The 18,504-nt window shown below is 72.4% G+C and carries 11 protein-coding genes; 8 read left to right on the forward strand and 3 right to left on the reverse strand.

Annotated elements, in window-relative coordinates; all coding sequences use genetic code 11:
• The first annotated feature begins 200 nt into the window (after nucleotides 1-200).
• Nucleotides 201-3,983 (forward strand): AAA family ATPase, encoded by a 3,783-nt coding sequence (locus tag OG753_RS29535; RefSeq protein ID WP_405790783.1) that lies wholly within the window; start codon nucleotides 201-203, stop codon nucleotides 3,981-3,983.
• Between the two features lie 185 nt (nucleotides 3,984-4,168).
• Entirely contained in the window at nucleotides 4,169-5,602 is a 1,434-nt protein-coding gene (locus OG753_RS29540; protein WP_327264647.1) for a sugar porter family MFS transporter, read from the forward strand.
• Nucleotides 5,603-5,643: 41 nt separating this feature from the next.
• Here OG753_RS29540 and OG753_RS29545 read toward each other — a convergent pair whose 3' ends face one another.
• Together OG753_RS29545 and OG753_RS29550 are read right to left on the reverse strand one after the other, a co-directional pair.
• Nucleotides 5,644-6,630 carry an LLM class flavin-dependent oxidoreductase gene (locus OG753_RS29545; protein WP_327264648.1) on the reverse strand — a complete coding sequence of 329 codons (987 nt, stop codon included), beginning with the start codon at nucleotides 6,628-6,630 and terminating at the stop codon, nucleotides 5,644-5,646.
• 62 nt (nucleotides 6,631-6,692) lie between these two features.
• Nucleotides 6,693-8,183, reverse strand: coding sequence for a purine-cytosine permease family protein (locus OG753_RS29550; RefSeq protein ID WP_405790785.1), 1,491 nt, complete (start codon nucleotides 8,181-8,183; stop codon nucleotides 6,693-6,695).
• Between the two features lie 142 nt (nucleotides 8,184-8,325).
• Between OG753_RS29550 and ftsY the strand changes: the two genes are divergently transcribed.
• Nucleotides 8,326-9,543 (forward strand): signal recognition particle-docking protein FtsY, encoded by a 1,218-nt coding sequence (gene ftsY, locus OG753_RS29555; protein WP_327264650.1) that lies wholly within the window; start codon nucleotides 8,326-8,328, stop codon nucleotides 9,541-9,543.
• Between the two features lie 117 nt (nucleotides 9,544-9,660).
• Here the strand turns inward: ftsY and OG753_RS29560 are convergent, their stop codons facing one another.
• Entirely contained in the window at nucleotides 9,661-10,329 is a 669-nt protein-coding gene (locus OG753_RS29560) for a bifunctional DNA primase/polymerase (RefSeq protein ID WP_405790787.1), read from the reverse strand.
• 419 nt (nucleotides 10,330-10,748) lie between these two features.
• Between OG753_RS29560 and OG753_RS29565 the strand changes: the two genes are divergently transcribed.
• The 5 genes from OG753_RS29565 (at nucleotide 10,749) to ffh (ending at nucleotide 18,421) form a co-directional block, all read left to right on the forward strand.
• Nucleotides 10,749-12,239 carry a hypothetical protein gene (locus OG753_RS29565; RefSeq protein ID WP_383204502.1) on the forward strand — a complete coding sequence of 497 codons (1,491 nt, stop codon included), beginning with the start codon at nucleotides 10,749-10,751 and terminating at the stop codon, nucleotides 12,237-12,239.
• 311 nt (nucleotides 12,240-12,550) lie between these two features.
• Nucleotides 12,551-13,894 (forward strand): ammonium transporter, encoded by a 1,344-nt coding sequence (locus OG753_RS29570; protein ID WP_327264652.1) that lies wholly within the window; start codon nucleotides 12,551-12,553, stop codon nucleotides 13,892-13,894.
• The gene (locus OG753_RS29575) at nucleotides 13,891-14,229 is read left to right on the forward strand and encodes a P-II family nitrogen regulator (protein ID WP_030009357.1); all 339 of its coding nucleotides are present in this window, start codon (nucleotides 13,891-13,893) and stop codon (nucleotides 14,227-14,229) included. The genes OG753_RS29570 and OG753_RS29575 overlap by 4 nt, the downstream gene beginning before the upstream one ends.
• A 17-nt stretch (nucleotides 14,230-14,246) precedes the next feature.
• Nucleotides 14,247-16,673 carry a [protein-PII] uridylyltransferase gene (locus tag OG753_RS29580; RefSeq protein ID WP_405790789.1) on the forward strand — a complete coding sequence of 809 codons (2,427 nt, stop codon included), beginning with the start codon at nucleotides 14,247-14,249 and terminating at the stop codon, nucleotides 16,671-16,673.
• A gap of 176 nt (nucleotides 16,674-16,849) precedes the next feature.
• The gene (gene ffh, locus OG753_RS29585; protein ID WP_327264654.1) at nucleotides 16,850-18,421 is read left to right on the forward strand and encodes a signal recognition particle protein; all 1,572 of its coding nucleotides are present in this window, start codon (nucleotides 16,850-16,852) and stop codon (nucleotides 18,419-18,421) included.
• Nucleotides 18,422-18,504 lie beyond the last annotated feature (83 nt).

The following is an 18,504-nucleotide window of genomic DNA, read 5'->3' on the forward strand; positions in this document are numbered from 1 at the left end:
CCGCGCTCACTCGTCGCTTGACTCCAGCCCCGCATGATCTGCAAGGGACGCTTCGGCGTCCCTTCTTTCTTTCCCGGGCCCCTCCCCTCCCCGTCACGCGATGGACCACAGGGCCAGGTGGGGGGCCTGATCCCATTGGCGTCAGTTGTGCCCAGCACCTTCATGGGTGAAACCGAACGCGAAAGGTAGAGTCCGGCGGCGTGCACCTCAAGTCCCTGACCCTGCGTGGCTTCAAATCCTTCGCGTCGGCCACCACCCTGCGCTTCGAGCCCGGTATCACCTGTGTCGTGGGCCCGAACGGCTCCGGCAAGTCCAATGTGGTGGACGCGCTGTCCTGGGTCATGGGGGAACAGGGGGCCAAGTCCCTGCGCGGCGGCAAGATGGAGGACGTCATCTTCGCCGGGACCACCGGGCGTCCGCCGCTCGGGCGCGCCGAAGTGTCGCTGACGATCGACAACTCCGACGGCGCGCTGCCCATCGACTACGCCGAAGTCACCATCACCCGGATCATGTTCCGCGGAGGCAGCAGCGAGTACCAGATCAACGGGGACACCTGCCGCCTGCTCGACATCCAGGAACTGCTCTCCGACTCCGGCATCGGCCGCGAGATGCACGTCATCGTCGGACAGGGCCAGCTGGACTCCGTACTGCACGCCGATCCCATGGGCCGGCGCGCCTTCATCGAGGAAGCGGCAGGCGTACTCAAGCACCGCAAGCGCAAGGAGAAGGCGCTGCGGAAGCTGGACGCGATGCAGGCCAACCTCGCGCGCGTCCAGGACCTGGGCGACGAGCTGCGACGCCAGCTCAAGCCCCTGGGACGGCAGGCGGCGGTCGCGCGGCGGGCGGCCGTGATCCAGGCGGACCTGCGCGACGCGCGGCTGCGGCTCCTCGCCGACGACCTGGTCACGCTGCGGCGCACGCTCGACGCGGAGATCGCGGACGAGGCGGCGCTCAAGGAACGCAAGGAGGCCGCCGAGGCCCAGCTCGCGGGTGCGCTGCGGCGCGAGGCGGAGCTGGAGGAGGCGGTACGGGAACTGGCGCCGCGGCTCACGAGGGCGCAGCAGACCTGGTACGAGCTGTCGCAGCTCGCCGAACGCGTCCGGGGGACCGCGTCCCTGGCCGACGCGCGGGTCAGGAGCGCGACGGCGCCGGCGGAGGAGGAGCGGCGCGGCGCGGATTCGAGGGACCCCGAGAGCATGGAGCGGGAGGCGGCGCGGATCCGCGAGCAGGAGGCGGAACTGACGGCCGCCCTGGAGGCGGCCTCGCGGGCGCTGGAGGACACCTCCGAGCACCGGGCCGAGCTGGAGCAGGCACTGGCCGAGGAGGAACGGCGCCTTCGGGACGCCGCGCGGGCCATCGCCGACCGGCGCGAGGGGCTGGCCCGGCTGACCGGCCGGCTCGGCGCGGCCCGCTCCCGCGCGGGGGCGGCGCAGGCCGAGATCGACCGGCTCGTCGCGGCGCGGGACGCGGCGCAGTCCCGGGCCGCCGCCGCGCAGGAGGAGTACGAGGCGCTCGCGGAGGAGGTCGGGGGGCTCGAGGACCCGTCGGCCGACACGGACCACGAGGCCGCGCGGGCGGAGCTGGCGGCGGCGGAGGCGGGCCTGTCGGCCGCGCGGGACGCCCTCTCCGGGGCGGAACGCTCACGGGCGGCCGTCTCGGCGCGGCGGGACGCGCTCGCGCTGGGGCTGCGCCGCAAGGACGGTACGGGCGCGCTGCTCGCAGCGCGGGAGCGGCTGGCCGGGCTGCTGGGACCGGCGGCCGAGCGGCTTTCGGTGACCCCCGGGTACGAGGTCGCGGTGGCCGCGGCGCTGGGCTCGGCCGCGGACGCGCTGGCGGTGGCCTCCCCGGGGGCGGCGGCCGGAGCGATCCGCCATCTGCGCGAGGCGGACGCGGGCCGCGCCACCCTGCTGATCGCCCCGGCGGCGCCCGCCCTCCCGGGCCAGGCCTCGGCCGGCCCCGGGAGCGGGGACGGCGGCGGTGACGGAGCCGAGGCCGGTTCCAAATCCGCGACCGGGACCGCGACCGGGCCCGCGACCGGGGGAGCCGTCCCCCGTCCGGCCCCCTCCCGGGACGGAGATCTGCCCGCCTTCGCGGCGCACCTGTCGGCGGGCCCGGGCGGGTCCGCCTCCGCTGCCCAGGTTCCTGCCCCTGCCCCGGCGCCCGGCAACGGGCCCGCGGGTGCGCCCGTACCTGCCGCCGGCCTGGTCGGCGGGGACGCGGAGCTGCTGCGGGCCGTCGGGTGGGTCCTGCGCGACCACGTCGTGGTCGCCTCACTGGACGAGGCCGAGGCACTCGTCGCGGAGCGGCCCGACGCGGTGGCCGTGACCCTCGACGGTGACGTGCTCGGGGCGCACCTCGCGCACGGCGGTTCCGCCGGGGCGCCCAGCCTGATCGAGGTACAGGCCGCCGTCGACGAGGCCGCGGCCGAACTGACGCTGCTGGGCGTGCGCTGCGAGGAGCTCGGCGAGGCGCAGGCCGCCGCCCGGGCCCGCGGCCAGGACGCGGCCGCCCTGGTCGACGAGCTCGCCGACCGGCGGCGCGCCGCGGAACAGGCCCGGGCCGGGGTCGCCCAGCAGCTCGGGCGGCTCGCCGGGCAGGCGAAGGGCGCCGCGGGCGAGGCAGAGCGCAGCGCCGCCGCCGCGGCGAAGGCACAGGACGCGCTGGAGCAGGCACTGGCCGAGGTGGCGGAGTGCGCGGAGCGGCTCGCCACCGCCGAGGAGATGCCCGTGGACGAGGAGCCGGACGGCTCCCGGCGGGACCGGCTCGCGGCCGACGGGGCCAATGCCCGGCAGACCGAGATGGAGGCCCGGCTCCAGCTGAGGACCCATGAGGAGCGGGTGAGGGCGCTGGCCGGACGGGCGGATTCGCTCGACCGCGGGGCCCGGGCGGAACGCGAGGCCCGGGCCCGTGCCGAGCGCCGCCGGGCGCGGCTGCGCCACGAGGCGGAAGTGGCCGGGGCGGTGGCCGACGGCTCCCGGCAGCTCCTCGCGCACGTGGAGGTCTCGCTCCGCCGGGCCGACGAGGAGCGCGAGCGGGCCGAACGGGCGAAGGGCCTCGCGGAGCGGGAGCTCGGCGAAGCGCGCAACCGCGGCCGGGAGCTGAAGGGGGAGCTGGACAAGCTCACCGACTCCGTCCACCGCGGCGAGGTCCTCGGGGCCGAGCAGCGGCTGCGCATCGAGGCACTGGAGGCCAAGGCGCTGGAGGAGTTCGGCACGGCGGCCGCCGCCCTGGTCGCCGAATACGGCCCCGACCAGCCGGTGCCCCCGTCCCCGGCCGCCGAGGGCGAGGCGCTGCCGGAGGATCCGGAGCACCCGCGCAACCGTCCCGGTCCCTTCGTCCGGGCCCAGCAGGAGAAGCGGCTCAAGGCGGCCGAGCGCGCCTACCAGCAGCTCGGCAAGGTCAACCCGCTCGCGCTGGAGGAGTTCGCGGCGCTGGAGGAGCGCCACCAGTTCCTCAGCGAGCAGCTGGAGGATCTCCGTAAGACGAGAGCCGATCTCCTTCAAGTGGTGAAGGAGGTCGACCAGCGCGTCGAGCAGGTGTTCACCGAGGCGTACCGGGACACGGCCCGGCAGTTCGAGGGGGTGTTCTCGCGCCTGTTCCCGGGCGGCGAGGGCCGGCTGATCCTGACCGATCCGGACAACATGCTCGCCACCGGCGTGGACGTGGAGGCCCGCCCGCCGGGCAAGAGGGTCAAGCGGCTGTCGCTGCTCTCCGGCGGCGAACGCTCGCTGACCGCCGTGGCGCTGCTGGTGTCCATCTTCAAGGCGCGCCCCAGCCCGTTCTACGTGATGGACGAGGTCGAGGCCGCGCTCGACGACACCAACCTGCAGCGGCTGATCCGGATCATGGAGGAGCTGCAGGAGAGCTCACAGCTGATCGTCATCACGCACCAGAAGCGGACGATGGAGGTCGCGGACGCGCTCTACGGCGTCTCGATGCAGGGGGACGGGGTGTCCAAGGTCATCAGTCAGCGGCTCCGTTGACTCGATTCACTTCAATAAGTGAATCCAATGTCCCGTATCTCCGGGGAACACGTGAACTTTACGCCAGGTATTGACTTCAGAAACTGAACGCATAGGCTCGCTCCGCTGTCTCCCGCCTTCGAGTGGTGCCCGATCTTGAACTGTGCGCCACTGTGAGGACGGACCAAACCCCCACGGAGCACACCTTGACCAGCAGCACATCGCGGGCCTCGGCACCGGGCGGCGGATCCTCCCCCCACCCCGAGCACCTCGGCCACGTCATCTTCATCGCCGCGGCCGCGGCCATGGGCGGCTTCCTCTTCGGGTACGACAGCTCCGTCATCAACGGAGCCGTCGTCGCGATCCGCGAACGGTTCGACGTCGGCTCGGCGGCGCTCGCCCAGGTGATCGCCGCGGCGCTGATCGGCTGCGCCATCGGCGCCGCCACCGCGGGCCGCCTCGCCGACCGGATCGGCCGCATCCGCTGCATGCAGATCGCGTCCGTCCTGTTCACCGCGAGCGCCATCGGTTCGGCCCTGCCGTTCGCCCTCTGGGACCTCGCCATGTGGCGTGTGATCGGCGGCTTCGGCATCGGCATGGCCTCCGTCATCGGCCCCGCCTACATCGCCGAGGTCTCCCCGCCCGCCTACCGCGGCCGGCTCGCCTCCTTCCAGCAGGCAGCCATCGTCATCGGCATCGCCGTCTCGCAGTTGGTCAACTGGGCCATCCTCAACCTCGCGGGCGGCGACCAGCGCGGTGAGATCGGCGGACTCGAGGCCTGGCAGTGGATGCTCGGTGTGATGGTCGTGCCGGCCGTGATCTACGGCCTGCTGTCCTTCGTCATCCCCGAGTCCCCGCGCTTCCTCGTCTCGGTCGGCCGCACGGAGAAGGCCAAGAAGGTCCTGAGCGAGGTCGAGGGCTCCGGCATCGACGTCGACGCCCGCATCCGCGAGATCGACCACTCCATGCGCTCCGAGGTGAAGTCCACCTTCAAGGACCTGCTCGGCGGCCGCTTCGGCTTCCTGCCCATCGTATGGATCGGCATCGGCCTCTCGGTCTTCCAGCAGCTGGTCGGCATCAACGTGATCTTCTACTACAGCTCCTCGCTGTGGCAGTCGGTCGGCATCGACGCGAGCTCCTCGTTCCTGTACTCCTTCGAGACCTCGGTCGTGAACATCATCGGTACGGTCATCGCGATGATCTTCGTGGACCGGCTGGGCCGCAAGCCCCTCGCCCTCATCGGCTCCGTGGGCATGGCGCTGTCGCTGGGCACGGCGGCCTGGGCCTTCTCGTTCAAGACCGGAACCGGCGACGACATCTCGCTGCCGCACGCGCAGGGCATCACCGCCCTGGTCGCGGCCAACCTCTTCGTCCTCTTCTTCGCCCTCTCCTGGGGCGTGGTGGTCTGGGTGCTGCTGGGTGAGATGTTCCCCGGCCGCATCCGCGCCGCCGCCCTCGGTGTGGCCGCCGCCGCCCAGTGGATCGCCAACTGGGTCATCACCGTCACGTTCCCGTCGCTCTCCGACTGGAACCTCTCGGGCGCCTACATGATCTACACGTTCTTCGCCCTGCTCTCGATCCCGTTCATCCTCAAGTGGGTGCCGGAGACCAAGGGCAAGGCGCTGGAGGAGATGGGGTAACCACCCCCGCCAATACCCCTTCTCCTCGCTACTGCCCCGGCTCAGTCCTTGAGCCGGGGCAGTACCTGTTCGCAGAGCAGGTGCAGGCTGCGCCAGCCCTCGTCCAGCGGCATCCCGCCGCACAGCGGGTGCAGGACCAGGTTCCCCGCCTCGCCCGCGGCCCGGCCGTACGCGACCGCCTCGTCCGGGGTGAGGATCCTGTACACGCCCTCCGCGCGCAGCTCCGCCACCGAGCGCGCGGCCGACCGTACGGCGCTGCGGATGTCCTTGGACTGCCAGGACGCGTACATGCCCGCCTCGTGCAGGAAGCGCTCACCGTGCTCCGCCCAGACCCGGTCCGGGTCCTCGGCGATGTGCAGCAGCGGGGTCTCGGCCGCCGGCATCATGCAGAAGCCCTCCGTGCCGTACTCCGCCAGCCGCGCGGTGTAGTACGCCTCCAGCTCCGGCAGGTGCGCGCTGGGGAAGAACGGCAGCCCCAGCCGGGCCGCGCGCCGGGCCGCCGCCTCGGAGCTGCCGCCCACCAGCAGCAGCGGATGCGGCCGGGTGAACGGCGTCGGGGTGACCCGTACCGTGCGGCCGCGGAACTCGAAGGGCTCGCCGGTCCACGCCTTGAGCAGGGTCTCCAGCAGCTCGTCCTGGAGCCGGCCGCGCCGGCCCCACTCCACGCCGTGCTGCTCGTACTCCTCGGGCCGGTAGCCGATGCCCGCGACCGTGACGAGGCGGCCGCCGCTCAGCAGGTCGAGGACGGCGATGTCCTCGGCCACCTTCAGCGGGTCGTACAGCGGGCCGATGATCGCCGAGACGGTGACGGCGATCCGGCGGGTGGCGCCGAAGACCGCCCCCGCGAAGGCGAAGGGGGACGGCAGCCAGTTGTTGTCGGTGCCGTGGTGCTCCTCGGTCTGGATGGTGTCGATCCCGCGGTCGTCCGCGTACCGGGCCATCTCCAGCGCCGCCCTGTAGCGGGCGGAGAGGGACTCGGGGGTGCCGTTCGGGTCGACGAGATTGAACCGGGCCACGGTGATGGGCATGGAGAAGTCCCCCTTCGCCGGATGTGGTGGGCGGGCGAAGGGGGACGTTAGCTGACGTGGCGTCAGTTGGACAGGGATCCGGCGGGCTCGGACTCGGGCTCGGGCCGGTGCCCGGCCGCCGGCTGCGGCGCCGCGGACGGGGCCGGGCCGGTGGCCGCCGTGCGCGGCAGGACGGCGTACAGCACGCCCGAGGTCACGATGCCCGCCACCCAGCCCAGACCGTTGCGGCCGATCCACGTGCCGGCGAGCGGCCCGCCGAACCAGTCCACCTCGGTGAACAGCAGCCCCATCAGCAGGGCCAGCGCCCACGCGGTCATGGCCTGCCAGGCGAAGCCGCCCTTGTACCAGTAGGCGCTGGTCCGTGTGGTGTCCAGCAGCGCGGGCCCGTCGTAGGCCGTGCGGCGCAGCATGTCCACGCCGAAGACTCCGATCCACGCGGAGAAGGCCACCGCCAGCAGCGTCAGGAAGGAGATGAACGAGCCGAAGAAGCTCGTCGCGACCACCATCAGCAGGAAACCGAAGACCAGGCTGATGATCGCGTTGACGCCGACCGCCCAGGCGCGCGGGACCTTGATCCCCAGGGTCTGTGCGGTGAAGCCGGCCGAGTACATGGACATCGAGTTGATCAGCAGCATGCCGATGAGCGCGATCAGCAGGTACGGGACGGCGATCCAGGTGGGGAGCAGCTCGCCGATGAAGGACACCGGGTCCTGCGCTCCGGCCAGGTCCGGGGTGCCGACCGCCATCACCGCACCCATCAGGACCATCGGGAGCACGACCACGCCGGCTCCGCCGATCGTCGCGCCGACCATGGCCCCGGAGGAGGCGGTGCGCGGCAGGTAACGGGTGAAGTCGGGGCCCGAGGGCACCCAGCTGATGCCGCCGGCCGCGATCGTGCCGATGCCCGCGATCATCATCGCGCTGGAGCCGGCCGGCTTGCCGAAGACGGCGGACCAGTCGGTGGTGAAGAGGAGGTACCCGAGGACGAGCACGCTGAAGGCGCCGAAGAGGTACGTCGACCACTTCGAGCAGACCCGCAGCGCGCTGATGCCCAGACCCGAGACCACGAAGGTGCAGCCCACGAAGAACAGCAGGGTGACGACGATGAGCGGGGTGCTGCTGCGGACCCCGAACAGCAGGTCGAGCACGGTCAGTACGGCGTAGGCGCCGCTGACCGCGTTGATCGTCTCCCAGCCCCACCGGGCCACCCAGATCAGGGCGCCCGGGAAGAGGTTGCCGCGCTGCCCGAACACCGCCCGCGACAGGGCCATGCCGGGAGCGCCGCCGCGCTTGCCCGCGATCGATATGAGGCCGACGAGCCCGTACGAGACGACCGGCGCCGCGACCGCGACGACGAGCACCTGCCAGATGTTCAGCTTGTTGAAGATCACCAGTCCCGCGCCCATGGTCAGCAGCAGCACGCTGATGTTGGCGGCGACCCAGGTGGGGACGAGCTCGCGGACCCGGCCGCCGCGCTCGCCGTCCGGGACGGGTTCCAGGCCGCGGGTCTCGATCGCGGTGTCGGCTGCGCCGTCGGCGTGCTCGGCAGGCATGCGGTTGCTCCGTGGGGAGGTTATGGGGGAAGTTGCCCATCATCATGGATTTGCCGCTAAAACCATAAACGGCGGCTTACCTCCTGGCCGGAACGCCCGGCTTCCCGGCTCCGGGGTGGCCGTGGCCGATACTGGTGGGGTTATGGACATCCTCATCCTTGCTGTAGTCATCGCCCTGGTCGCGGTCGGCGTGATCAGCGGGCTCGTGGTCAGCAGCCGCAAGAAGAAGCAGCTGCCGCCCCCGGCACCGCCGAGCACGCCGACCATCACTGCCCCGCCTGCCGAGCCGCAGGTGGGGGAGGACGCCGTAGAGACGGCGGAAGAGCCGCGCCGCACGATCGAGGAGGTCGGACTCCCGGAGGCCGCGGCTCCCGCCCCGGCGCCGGTAGCCGAACCCGAGCCCGAGGTCCCGGCCGCGCCCGCGATCGAGGTGCCCGAGCCCACCGCCGGTCGCCTGGTGCGGCTGCGCGCCCGTCTCGCCCGGTCGCAGAACTCGCTCGGCAAGGGGCTGCTCACGCTGCTCTCCCGCGAGCACCTCGACGAGGACACCTGGGAGGAGATCGAGGAGACCCTTCTCGTCGCCGACGTCGGTGTCGTACCGACCCAGGAGCTCGTGGACCGGCTCCGCGAGCGGGTCAAGGTGCTCGGCACCCGCACCCCGGCGGATCTGCGCGCCCTGCTCAAGGAGGAGCTGCTGACCCTGGTCGGCACCGACTTCGACCGCGTCGTGAAGACGGAGAGCGGCGAGGACACCCCCGGTGTGATCATGGTCGTCGGCGTCAACGGCACCGGCAAGACCACCACCACCGGCAAGCTGGCCCGGGTGCTCGTCGCCGACGGCCGCAGCGTCGTGCTCGGCGCGGCGGACACCTTCCGCGCCGCCGCCGCCGACCAGCTCCAGACCTGGGGCGAGCGCGTCGGCGCCCGTACCGTGCGCGGCCCCGAGGGCGGCGACCCGGCATCGATCGCCTACGACGCGGTCAAGGAGGGCATTGCCGAGGGCGCCGACGTGGTGCTCATCGACACCGCCGGCCGCCTGCACACCAAGACCGGCCTCATGGACGAGCTCGGCAAGGTCAAGCGCGTCGTGGAGAAGCACGGTCCGCTGGACGAGATCCTGCTGGTCCTGGACGCCACCACCGGTCAGAACGGCCTGACCCAGGCCCGGGTCTTCGCCGAGGTCGTGGACATCACCGGCATCGTGCTGACCAAGCTCGACGGCACGGCCAAGGGCGGCATCGTCGTCGCCGTCCAGCGCGAGCTGGGCGTCCCCGTCAAGCTCATCGGGCTCGGCGAGGGTCCGGACGACCTGGCGCCCTTCGAGCCCGAGGCGTTCGTCGACGCCCTGATCGGCGACTGAGCGAGGTCCTACGGGCACCTGCGCCCCCGGGTTCCGGCCGGAACCCGGGGGCGCCGTCATGTGCGGTGGGCCCGGGCCCGGGGCTCTGGGCCCGGGCCCGGGCCGCGACCGCCGCGACTACCGGCGGAAGCGGTGGCAGAGGTAGGCGAGGGTCCCCAGCAGCAGCCTGGCCTGCGGCGGCCCCCCGGCGGAGTCGAGCGCGGGCGGACGCAGCCAGCCGACCTGGCCCAGCCCGGCCCGGTCGGAGGGCGGGGCGGTCACGAAGGCACCCCGGCCCAAAGCCCGCAGATCGAGGTCGGCGTCGTCCCAGCCCATCCGGTACAGCAGCTGCGGCAGTTCGGCCGCGGCGCCCGGGGCCACGAAGAACTGCGCGCGGCCGTCGGCGGTGACGATGACCGGGCCGAGCGGCAGGCCCATCCGCTCCAGCCGTACCAGCGCACGCCGCCCGGCCTCCTCGGAGACCTCGATGACGTCGAAGACGCGGCCCACGGGGAGCAGGACGGCGGCGCCCGGGTACCCGCTCCAGGCCTCGGTCACCTCGTCCAGGGTGGCGCCGGCCGGGACCGTGGGAGCGAAGGCCAGAGGATGTGCCCCTGGCGCGGCGCACCGGGCGTCCCCGCAGGAGCAGTCGCGGGCGGGCGCCGCGGCCCGCGCGCCGGGGACCACGTCCCAGCCCCACAGCCCGGTGTACTCCGCCACCGCCGTGCACTCCGAGGTCCGGCCGCGGCGCCGGGTGCCGGAGCGGAACTCCTTGGTGCCGCGGCTGCTGCCGATCGTGAAGCCCATGCCCATGCCCCCTCCAACGGGTCGGACGTGCCGGTGGTTACGAAGCCGGTGGGGACGACCTCGGCGGGACCTCTGCCGGCAGTCCCGCCGCGGGTGCCTCCGATGCTGCCCGGCGCACTCCTCGCCGCGCGCGCCCCGAGCGCACTCCAGTCCAACCGATCCGCTTTCACCTCGGTGTCAAGTGAATCGCGCCTGGCGGGTGGCGGGTTCATTCGAAGGGGTGGCGAATGGTGGCGTTTCTGGAATCGACCTCGCCGCAGGGGTGATCGTAGGATTACTTTCGGTGCACGAAACCGAAGGTGACCCGTCCGTGGGTATGCCGGAGGCAATACGTGAAGGACCTGTGAAGGTCCGTGGTGGCGCACGGCGCCCACGCCAGGGTTTCGTGTGGAAGATGCTGAGCGGATGGGGGCGTTCCAGTGAGCGGCAACGGCGCAAGCGGAACGATCGAGGATGCTGCTGCGCGCAATGACCAGCTGACCTCGTGGTTCGTCCGCAGCGGCTGGTCCAAGGGCGAACTCGCCCGGCAGGTCAACCGCCGGGCCCGTCAGATGGGCGCCCACCACATCAGCACGGACACCTCCCGGGTGCGCCGCTGGCTCGACGGTGAACAGCCCCGCGAGCCCGTGCCGCGCATCCTGTCCGAGCTGTTCTCCGAGCGCTTCGGCTCCGTCGTCGCCATCGAACAGCTCGGCCTGCGCACCGCCCACCAGACCCCCTCCGTCTCCGGGGTCGACCTGCCCTGGGCCGGCCCGCAGACCGTCGAACTGCTCGGCGAGTTCTCCCGCAGCGACCTGATGCTCGCGCGCCGCGGCTTCCTCGGGACCTCGCTCGCGCTCTCCGCCGGCCCCGCCCTCATCGAGCCCATGCAGCGCTGGCTCGTACCGGTACCGGCCGCCGACCCGGGACCGCGCGGGGCGGGGCCGACGGGGGCCCTCGGCGGCCACCGGCCGCCGCGGCTCTCCGAACCGGAGCTGGACCTCCTCGACGCCACCACCGTCATGTTCCGCCAGTGGGACGCCCAGTGCGGCGGCGGACTGCGCCGCAAGGCCGTCGTGGGCCAGCTGCACGAGGTCACCGACCTGCTCCAGGAGAACCACCCGGCCCCGGTCATGAAGCGACTCTTCAAGGTCGCCGCCGAACTGGCCGAACTGGCCGGGTGGATGAGCTACGACATCGGCCTGCACCCCACCGCGCAGAAGTACTTCGTCCTTGCCCTGCACGCCGCGAAGGAGGCCGGGGACAAGCCGCTCGGCTCGTACATCCTCTCCGGGATGAGCCGCCAGATGATCCACCTGGGCCGCCCCGAGGACGCCCTGGAACTCGTCCACCTCGCGCAGTACGGCAGCCGCGACTGCGCCGGCCCGCGCACCCAGGCCATGCTGTATGCGATGGAGGCCCGCGCGTACGCCAACATGGGCCAGCCCAGCCGCTGCAAGCGGGCCGTGCGGATGGCCGAGGACACCTTCTCCGACGTCGGCTTCGCGGGCGAGCCCGAGCCCGACTGGATCCGCTTCTTCTCCGAGGCCGAGCTGAACGGCGAGAACTCCCACTCGTACCGGGACCTGGCCTACGTGGCCGGCCGCAGCCCCATGTACGCCTCCCTCGCCGAACCCGTCATGGAACGGGCCGTCGAGCTCTTCGAGAAGGACGAGGAGCACCAGCGCTCATACGCCCTCAACCTCATCGGCATGGCCACCGTCCACCTGCTGCAGCGCGAGCCCGAGCAGGCCGCGGCCCTCGTGGACCGCGCCCTCGACGTGGCGGGAAAGGTGCGGTCCGAACGGGTGAACACCCGACTGCGCAAGACCGTGGACACGGCCGCCCGTGAGTACGGCGACGTCGCCGAGGTGGTCCGGCTCACCGACCACCTCGCCTCCCGGCTGCCCGAAGCCGCGGAGGCCGTCTGACGGCCCACGCGGCCGCCCCCGAGGCCCCGGCCGCGGCAGTCACCCCGTGAAGCCCGATCAGGCTCCCCCAGCCAGGACATCCGGGTACTGCCGCGGCCGGCTCTTGTGATCCACCTGTTCATTGACGCGTAACACGCCCGCCCTCTTCGTCACGGGCGCGAAACACCGAGCGGCGCCGCCGGAAACCGGCCTGCGCGAATCTCGGGGTCATTAACCGGCCAGCCTCCCCAGCCCGGCCGGACACCCCTTTTACGCCGCTCAGGTTTTCACGATCGCCCGCACGCGAACGTACCGACGACGAGGAGACGCCGATGGCATCAGCCATCACGACCCTCGCGGCAGACGCCCCGACGCTGTCTGCCGCGAACACCGGGTTCATGCTCATCTGCTCCGCCCTGGTCATGCTGATGACCCCGGGACTCGCCTTCTTCTACGGAGGCATGGTCCGCGTCAAGAGCAGCCTCAACATGCTGATGATGAGCTTCATCAGCCTCGGGATCGTCACGATCCTGTGGGTCCTCTACGGCTTCAGCCTCGCCTTCGGCACCGACTCCGGCTCCCTCATCGGCTGGAACTCCGACTACGTCGGCCTCAGCGGCATCGGGATCACCGAGCTGTGGGACGGCTACACCATCCCGGTCTACGTCTTCGCCGTCTTCCAGCTGATGTTCGCCGTCATCACCCCCGCCCTGATCAGCGGTGCGCTGGCCGACCGCGTGAAGTTCGGCGCCTGGGTCCTGTTCACCGCCCTGTGGGTCACCGTCGTCTACTTCCCCGTCGCCCACTGGGTCTGGGGCGCCGGCGGCTGGCTCTTCGAGCTCGGCGTCATCGACTTCGCGGGCGGCACCGCCGTCCACATCAACGCCGGCGCCGCCGCCCTCGGCGTGATCCTGGTCATCGGCAAGCGCGTCGGCTTCAAGAAGGACCCGATGCGCCCGCACAGCCTCCCCCTGGTGATGCTCGGCGCCGGTCTCCTGTGGTTCGGCTGGTTCGGCTTCAACGCGGGCTCCTGGCTCGGCAACGACGACGGCGTCGGCGCGGTCATGTTCGTCAACACCCAGGTCGCCACCGCCGCCGCCATGCTCGCCTGGCTCGCCTACGAGAAGCTGCGCCACGGCTCCTTCACCACCCTCGGCGCGGCCTCCGGCGCGGTCGCCGGCCTCGTCGCCATCACCCCCGCGGGCGGTGCGGTCAGCCCGCTCGGCGCGATCGCCGTCGGCGCCATCGCCGGTCTGCTGTGCGCCATGGCCGTGGGCCTCAAGTACAAGTTCGGCTACGACGACTCCCTCGACGTGATCGGCGTCCACCTCGTCGGCGGTGTCGTCGGCTCCCTGCTCGTCGGCCTCTTCGCCACCGGCGGGGTCCAGTCCGACGTGGCCGGCCTCTTCTACGGCGGCGGCCTGGAACAGCTCGGCAAGCAGGCCATCGGCGTCTTCGCGGTCCTGGCCTACTCTCTGGTGGCGTCGGCGCTGCTCGCCTTCCTCCTCGACAAGACGATCGGGATGCGGGTGTCCGAGGACGACGAGGTCGCCGGTATCGACCAGGTCGAACACGCCGAAACGGCCTACGACTTCAGCGGAGCCGGCGGCGGAGCCGCCTCGCGGAGCACCGCCGCACCCACCCCCTCCGCCGCGAGCAAGAAGGTTGACGCATGAAGCTGATCACCGCGATCGTCAAGCCGCACAAGCTGGACGAGATCAAGGAAGCCCTCCAGGCCTTCGGAGTACAGGGACTCACCGTCACCGAGGCCAGCGGCTACGGCCGCCAGCGCGGCCACACCGAGGTCTACCGCGGTGCCGAGTACCAGGTCGACCTCGTACCCAAGATCCGCATCGAGGTACTGGTCGACGACTCCGACGCCGAGGAACTGATCCGGGTGATCGTGAGCGCCGCGGCCACCGGCAAGATCGGTGACGGCAAGGTGTGGAGCGTCCCCGTGGACTCGGTCGTACGGGTCCGCACCGGCGAGCGCGGCGCTGACGCGCTCTAGCTGACGGGAGCTTCTGGGTGACGAGCGTCGAAGAGAACACGGACCACACGGCCGACTCGGGACCCAGCGGATACGCCGCGGCCCGGCTGCGACTCCTCCAGGAGGAGTCGCAGTCCGGGCCTTCGCGCCGTTCCGCCCTGGCCGGGCTGACCGACGAATGGCTGAACGGCCTGTTCACGACCGCAGTACGGGAGACCGGCGTCCGCGGCGCCACCCTGGTGGCCGTCGGCGGCTACGGGCGGGCCGAACTCTCCCCGCGCAGCGACCTCGACCTGGTGCTGCTGCACGACGGCAAGGCGGAGCCGCAGGCGCTGAGCGCGCTGGCCGACCGCCTCTGGTACCCCGTGTGGGACCTCGGCCTCGCCCTCGACCACTCGGTACGGACCCCCGCCGAGGCGCGGAAGACCGCCGCCGAGGACCTGAAGGTGCACCTCGGCCTGCTGGACGCCCGTACCGTCGCCGGCGACGCCGGACTCCTCGCCGGCCTGCGCACCTCCGTACTGGCCGACTGGCGCAACCAGGCCGCCAAGCGGCTCCCGCAACTGCACTCCCTGTGCCGGGAACGGGCCGAGCGGGCCGGGGAACTGCGCTTCCTGCTCGAACCCGACCTCAAGGAGGCCCGCGGGGGCCTGCGCGACGCCACCGCGCTGCGGGCGGTCGCCGCGTCCTGGCTGGCCGACGCCCCGCGCGAGGGCCTCGCCGAGGCCCGGCGGCGGCTCCTGGACGCCCGGGACGCCCTGCACCTGGTGACCGGCCGGGCCACCGACCGGCTCTCGCTCCAGGAACAGGACCAGGTCGCTGACCGGCTCGGACTGCTCGACGCGGACGCGCTGCTGCGCGAGGTGTACGAGGCCGCGCGGGTCGTCGCGTACGCAGCGGACGTGACCTGGCGGGAGGTCGGGCGCGTCCTGCGGGCCCGCGCCGCCCGGCCCAGGCTCCGCGGGCTGCTGTCCGTCCGCGGCGACCGGGCGGCCGCGCGGGCACCCCTGGCCGAGGGCGTGGTGGAGTCCGACGGCGAGGCCGTACTGGCCCTGGCCGCGCGCCCGGACCGCGACCCCGTACTCGCCCTGCGGTTCGCCGCGGCCGCCGCGCAGGCGGGTCTGCCCGTCTCCCTGCACGCCGTGCGCCGGCTCGCGGCGCAGGGCAAACCGCTCCCCGTGCCCTGGCCGGCCGAGGCGCGGGAGCAGCTGCTGACCCTGCTGGGCGCGGGGGAGCCGACGGTGGTCGTGTGGGAGGCCCTGGAGGCGGAGGGCCTGATCACGCGGCTGCTCCCGGACTGGGAGCGGGTGCGCTGCCGCCCGCAGCGCAATCCCGTCCACACCTGGACGGTGGACCGGCACCTGATCGAGACGGCCGTGCGGGCCTCGGCACTGACCCGCCGGGTCGGCCGCCCCGACCTGCTGCTGATGGCCGCGCTCCTGCACGACATCGGCAAGGGCTGGCCCGGGGACCACTCGGTGGCCGGCGAGACCATCGCACGCGACGTCGCCGCCCGGATCGGTTTCGACGCCCAGGACGTCGACGTGCTGGGCGTGCTCGTACGGCACCACCTGTTGCTGATCGACACCGCGACCCGGCGCGACCTGGACGACCCGGCCACCGTCCGCGCGGTCGCCGACGCCGTGGGCTCGGTGGGCACGCTGGAGATACTGCACGCCCTGACCGAGGCGGACGCCCTGGCCACCGGGCCGGCCGCGTGGAGCGCGTGGCGGGGATCGCTCGTGGCGGACCTCGTCGTGCGGGTCGCCGCCGTACTGCGCGGCACGGCCCCCGCGGCCGGTGAACCGGAGATCCCGACCACCGAACAGGAACGCCTGGCGGTGGAGGCCCTGCGCACCGGGGAGCCGGTCCTCGCGCTCCAGGCCCGCCAGGAGGAGGACGCGGTCGGTGTGGAGCTTGTCGTCGCCGTCCCCGACCAGCCGGGGGTCCTCCCGGCGGCGGCCGGGGTGCTCGCCCTGCACCGGCTCACCGTACGGGCGGCCGACCTGCGTTCCATGGAGCTCCCGGACCGGCTGGGGGAGGTCCTGGTGCTGCGCTGGCGGGTGGCGGCGGAGTACGGCGCGCTGCCGCAGGCCGCCCGGCTCCGTACCGACCTGGTCCGCGCCCTGGACGGCTCGCTGGACGTCCCGGCGAAGCTGGCGGACCGCGAGGCGGCCTACCCGCGCCGCCGCGGGGTGGTCCCGCCGCCGCCCCGGGTCACGGTGGTCCCGGACGTGTCCTTGCTGGCCACCGTCCTGGAGGTGCGGGCCCCGGACGCGGTGGGACTGCTGCACCGGATCGGCCGGGCCCTGGAGTCGGCGGGCGTCAGGGTGCGCAGCGCCCACGTCTCCACGCTGGGCGCGAACGCCGTCGACACCCTGTACGTCACCACCCCCGAGGGCAAGCCGCTGGACCCCGCCGAGGCGGCGGACCTGGCCGCCTCGGTGACGGCCGCGCTGTCCTAGGTCGCGGCGCCGTTTCCGGGGGCCGGGCCCCCGGAAACGGCGAAAGGGCCGGGCGGGGAGGGAGCCCCGGACAGCGGCGGACCCGCACCGGGAGCGGGCAGGTCCCCGGATGGGGGAAGGGCCCGATACCCTGGGGGACGACCACACGCCCCCGAACCCGAGGAATCGCGACCACCGTGTTCGATACGCTCTCCGACCGCTTGGCGAATACCTTCAAGGGCCTGCGCGGCAAAGGCCGGCTGTCCGAGGCTGACATCGACGCAGCGGCCCGGGAAATCCGTATCGCGCTCCTCGAGGCCGACGTCGCCCTCCCGGTCGTCCGCTCCTTCATCGCGAACGTCAAGGAACGCGCGCGCGGTGAGGAGGTCAGCAAGGCCCTGAACCCGGGCCAGCAGGTCCTGAAGATCGTCAACGACGAGCTCGTCACCATCCTCGGCGGCGAGACCCGGCGGCTGCGCTTCGCCAAGACCGCCCCCACCGTGATCATGCTGGCCGGTCTCCAGGGTGCCGGTAAGACCACCCTCGCCGGAAAGCTCGGCCTGTGGCTGAAGGGGCAGGGTCACGCCCCGCTGCTGGTCGCGTGCGACCTCCAGCGCCCCAACGCCGTCAACCAGCTGAGCGTCGTCGCCGAGCGCGCGGGCGTCGCCGTGTACGCGCCCCAGCCCGGCAACGGCGTCGGCGACCCGGTCCAGGTCGCGAAGGACTCCGTCGAGTACGCGCGGACCAAGCAGTACGACATCGTCATCGTCGACACCGCCGGCCGCCTCGGCATCGACTCCGAGCTGATGCAGCAGGCCGCGGACATCCGCGATGCCGTCAGCCCCGACGAGATCCTCTTCGTCGTCGACGCGATGATCGGCCAGGACGCGGTCAACACCGCCGAGGCCTTCCGCGACGGCGTCGGCTTCGACGGCGTCGTGCTCTCCAAGCTCGACGGCGACGCCCGGGGCGGTGCCGCGCTCTCCATCGCGCACGTCACCGGCAAGCAGATCATGTTCGCCTCGAACGGCGAGAAGCTCGACGAGTTCGACGCGTTCCACCCCGACCGCATGGCGGGCCGGATCCTCGACATGGGTGACATGCTCACCCTCATCGAGCAGGCCGAGAAGACCTTCTCGCAGGCCGAGGCCGAGAAGATGGCGGCCAAGCTCGCCAAGGGCCCCAAGGAGTTCACGCTCGACGACTTCCTGGCCCAGATGGAGCAGGTCCGCAAGATGGGCTCCATCTCCAAGCTGCTCGGCATGCTGCCCGGCATGGGGCAGATCAAGGACCAGATCAACAACATCGACGAGCGCGACGTCGACCGCACCGCCGCGATCATCAAGTCGATGACCCCGGCCGAGCGCCAGGACCCGACGATCATCAACGGCTCGCGCCGTGCCCGTATCGCCAAGGGTTCCGGCAGCGAGGTCAGCGCCGTCAAGTCGCTGGTCGAGCGGTTCTTCGAGGCCCGCAAGATGATGTCCCGCATGGCCCAGGGCGGCGGAATGCCGGGCATGCCCGGCATCCCCGGGATGGGCGGCGGCCCCGGCCGGCAGAAGAAGCAGGTCAAGCAGGCCAAGGGCAAGCGCAAGAGCGGCAACCCGATGAAGCGCAAGGAAGAGGAGGCCGCAGCCGCGGCCCGCCGCGAGCAGGGCCCGCAGGCGATCGAGCCCGCGGCCGCCGGCAACCCCTTCGGTCTTCCGGCGGGCGGCCAGGACGGTCAGGACTTCGACCTTCCGGACGAGTTCAAGAAGTTCATGAAGTAGCACCCCCGCAGGTGCGCGAGGAGGGCCCCCACCGTGTGTGCACGGTGGGGGCCCTCCTGCTTCTTTCCCGCTGGGGCGACGGC

Source organism: Streptomyces sp. NBC_00029, assembly GCF_045160505.1.
Lineage (GTDB): Bacteria > Actinomycetota > Actinomycetes > Streptomycetales > Streptomycetaceae > Streptomyces.